Raw genomic sequence first — 3,734 nt, forward strand, 5'->3', positions numbered from 1 at the left:
GAGAAATCAGGGAAAAGGGGAAAAAGTATTCTTATTTTAGTAAGAAAATCATATTATTTAGAATGTCATTGACAACTGATGAAACCTTCTGCTACCTAATTCCCCTACCCCTCTCCTTTCTCCCCATTTCCCCTTTTCTCCTTATGGACACCTGAACGCTTACAAATCCTCCAACACCTCGAATTTGGCGAATTGGATCATATGGCTCAGCTACCAATCCAATAGATGCTACTTTATCTGCTGAGAAAACACTACCTGCTAAGCCTGTATCAATAAGTACTTCTTTAATATCAAGTTTCTTACCTTGATATACTAATGTTATTGTTACAAATGGGAGCCCTTCTCGAACACGAATCTTCATCGAACACCTCGAATTCCTATCCATCTGCGTTCAGTGATATCGAGAGTTTTACGATCTGTATGCAGGACATAAAGCTCACGCTCTGGATTTTGATGATGAAGTTGACCATAACTCTGCATAGCTTGTTGGGAATTAGTAAAAACATTAACAACAGCAAGTTCATCTAAAATACGCTTATTTGCTTCAGAATGAGCCTTCACCGCTTCAATCAGAAGCCATTGACTCGGATAGTGAATGCGAATTTCTTCCCATCTCATAAAAGAAACACCTCCCAATTACAATCTTTCTTTAAACTCATATAATGCTAATAAGGGTCCTTGTTCATAATGCTTTTGGAAATATTTATCTTTCAGGAAATGATAATAATTCCAAACAGGTTGTAGGGCTTCCTTTGGGCCAATAAGACCTAACAATAGGCACACCAGGGATAAAGTATAAGGGTCTTTTATTGAGTCTAAAATTCCTAAAATCTGGTAAGAACAATCAATTTTGGACTCGTAAATTATCTGTATAGCTACCTCAACAAATGTATCATCTCGATTATCTCTCAACCTTTCAATAACTTTTGAGACTGCAGATTCCCGGAAACGGAGTATCTTTTTCTTTAGTAACCAGTGATTAAGAGGATCTGGTTTTTGCTCCATCATTTTTATTAGATTTTCGAGTTTTGTTTCTTTGTTTATCCTCTTCATCTCTTCTTTCCCTCTTTTTCCGACGGCCATTCTTACAAGTTTCGAAGCGAGCTGGTCTAAGCCCAATTCTGAGTATAAAAGAAAAGAATATAACATCCTTGCTGCAGAAAGTTCCTTGAACGGGTTTTTATCAAAAAAGTCTTCAGATAATCTCGGTGGGCCATAATGTTTCATTATCCGCTGACTTTTCCTTTCCCCTCTTAATACAGATCTTAGAAGCTTTCGTATAACTTGTTTATATCCGAACATGTTCGTTTATACTCTCATTTTAGGATGATTATCGAAGTATTTCGTCTCTGTGCACTCTGGCGTTTCTGCGGTGAATAATTACTCCGATTTTACAGGCATATTTCTTAATTCATCTGCCTTCTTTAAAGGTTTCGGCTAATAATTGGCATAGGATTTGGGTTAAAAATTCCTTATCCCTTTTCAATCTCATTTTTTGCCGAAAGCCATCAACTAATATCTTCACCCGTCTATCTCCACCATAAAGTGTATCTCTTGCCTGCCAGATTTGTTTGCCGGTTTCTACATTTACCAATCTGATACTAATTCCGACTTTACCTTTGCTATATTCAATCACCTGGCCAAGAATAACACCATGAGCACCTAACATTTTACCAATTTTGACGGCAGTTTCCTGGTCAATTCGGTTTGGGTCAAAATCCTGTTCTTTATAAAGTGTCTCAATTCTTATTCTTTCAACTAAATCAAAATCCCCTAATTTCCCCAGTTGTAGATTAAATTCATCAGTAACCTTTGGTCCGGCAGAATAATCACCGCTTGTATTTTCAAAAGGTAAAACAGCTATTCGTTGAGCGCGTAATTCAAATACTGCCTCTTTATCCACAAAAAAATTAGTTACTCGATAAGGATTTACCTGACCACAACCAGCGATAGTTAGAATCAAAAATCCCAAAATTATTTTCTTCATCTATTATCACCTCCATTACAAAATTATACGCCCAAAAATAATAATTGTCAATCTTTTTTCAATGAAATTCTGTTCTATCTTTACTTGTTTCATACATAGGATTAATAAACTTTAATATTACTCTTCCTAATTCACTGTCCATTCTTTCTATAACAGGTTTAACTATTACCCCTTCTTTTAAATGGTCACCACTGAGTAATGTATTTCCTTGAGCGAATTCTTTAATTTTATTCAAATCATATCCCCCGCGATAAAGGACAGGAACAATATGTTCACTTAAACCCAGCTGTTTCATTAATTCGATAAACTCATCCCAATTAAGATATCTTTCCGCAAAAAAAGCATCATAAAAGACTATTTTTTGTGTATTTAGCCCATATTGCAAGTTTTGGACTTTTTTACCATATACCTCGCCAAAGAGAACCGTTTTATCGGCTAATTTTTCTAATAAAATTTTATCATAGCCATTTTGTTTAATTGCCTTCCAGTATAAATTTCTCTCCTCTTCTTTCCACATCCACTTATGACCACCGACGAAGAGATTATTACCGTTTTTAGAAACCCTTAAATTTGAGCCATGAATTTTTTCTGTAACAATAATTTCTTCTCCGTCTTTAAATACATACGGGAAATTCTCATATCGTTCTACATCCGTATATTTGCAAATCCAATCTACCTCAGCATAAGGCACAACTTCACCTTGCATATCGATTGGGACTGGTGGTTCATATTTTTTAATCCCAATTTTATCGGTTACATCCTCTCCAACAGGTAAATTATCTTTATTTGGAATCAGGAGACCATAGGAATATTCTCCTCGAAGTCTTATAGCTTTAACCCGGAAATTTTTATCTCTTAAAAACTCAAATTCTGGAGTTTCTGGCACAACTGTATCTACAGGAATATAGATTGCTGTCCCTTCTGGTGCAAAATCTGAGGTGCGAACAACTACCTGCCATGTTACCCCTTCTATATCCGCGATAGATAGGGTATCAGCATTGGGATGTGTTCTTAGTTTATATTTAACTACTTTGGCTTTAGATTCACTCATATTTCATTACCACCTTTTTTTAATTTTGTGGGGCACAAATCATATTATACATTTAATTTCTTAAAAAAGCAACTAAAAAATTCAATTGACAAGATTAAAAATTCGATATAATCTTGATTCAAGATAACTATTTAACTATCTGAAAATAATTACGATATAAGAGACAGACTAATGTTTATCAAAGATTTACAAAATTGCAAAGAATTTATTGCTGGAGATAACACTATCTTGCGTGAACTTTTGCATCCAGATAAAGCAGATTTGCAACTGGGTTATAGCCTGGCATACGCAATAGTAAAACCAGGTGAGACCTCGCGACTGCATAAATTGAAGACATCAGAGGTGTATTATATTTTAGAAGGGGAGGGCGTGATGTCCATTGATGATGAATCCGCAAAAATCCACCCGGGTCAGGCTATTTACATACCCCCAAATGCCAAACAGTTCATTCATAATTCAGGAAATTCTGACTTGAAATTTCTGTGTATTGTTGATCCAGCCTGGCGAGTTGAAGATGAAGAAGTGTTATCGTAAAAATCTGTGAAATCCTATGAATTATTTTAATTGCCACAGGTCGAAAATATTTAAAATTTGATTGACAGAAATCAGAAACTGTGATAGAATAAAATTGTAAAGTTAATGAAATAGGAGGAATGATAAAGATGATTAAGAAAATGATAGGTGGAGTAATATGTT

At 35.1% G+C, this 3,734-nt stretch carries 6 protein-coding genes; 1 reads left to right on the forward strand and 5 read right to left on the reverse strand.

Annotated elements, in window-relative coordinates; genetic code table 11:
• Window positions 1–91: 91 nt before the first annotated feature.
• The 5 genes from AB1414_17350 to AB1414_17370 all read right to left on the reverse strand — a co-directional run bounded on the left by AB1414_17350 (window position 92) and on the right by AB1414_17370 (window position 3,038).
• The gene (locus AB1414_17350; GenBank protein MEW6609182.1) at window positions 92–361 is read right to left on the reverse strand and encodes a hypothetical protein; all 270 of its coding nucleotides are present in this window, start codon (window positions 359–361) and stop codon (window positions 92–94) included.
• Complete coding sequence (locus tag AB1414_17355; GenBank protein ID MEW6609183.1) at window positions 358–618, reverse strand: hypothetical protein; 261 nt, start codon at window positions 616–618, stop codon at window positions 358–360. Before AB1414_17355 ends, AB1414_17350 begins: the two co-directional genes overlap by 4 nt.
• 18 nt (window positions 619–636) lie before the next feature.
• The gene (locus AB1414_17360; protein ID MEW6609184.1) at window positions 637–1,302 is read right to left on the reverse strand and encodes a hypothetical protein; all 666 of its coding nucleotides are present in this window, start codon (window positions 1,300–1,302) and stop codon (window positions 637–639) included.
• A 109-nt stretch (window positions 1,303–1,411) separates the two neighbouring features.
• Window positions 1,412–1,987, reverse strand: a complete 576-nt coding sequence (locus tag AB1414_17365) for a CsgG/HfaB family protein (protein MEW6609185.1) — start codon at window positions 1,985–1,987, stop codon at window positions 1,412–1,414.
• A gap of 58 nt (window positions 1,988–2,045) precedes the next feature.
• Window positions 2,046–3,038, reverse strand: coding sequence for an RNA ligase (ATP) (locus AB1414_17370; protein MEW6609186.1), 993 nt, complete (start codon window positions 3,036–3,038; stop codon window positions 2,046–2,048).
• A gap of 171 nt (window positions 3,039–3,209) precedes the next feature.
• Here AB1414_17370 and AB1414_17375 point away from each other — a divergent pair, with 171 nt between their 5' ends.
• Complete coding sequence (locus AB1414_17375; GenBank protein ID MEW6609187.1) at window positions 3,210–3,572, forward strand: cupin domain-containing protein; 363 nt, start codon at window positions 3,210–3,212, stop codon at window positions 3,570–3,572.
• The last annotated feature ends 162 nt before the right edge of the window (window positions 3,573–3,734 follow it).

The organism is bacterium (assembly GCA_040755795.1).
Classification (GTDB): Bacteria; UBA9089; CG2-30-40-21; order CG2-30-40-21; family SBAY01; genus JBFLXS01.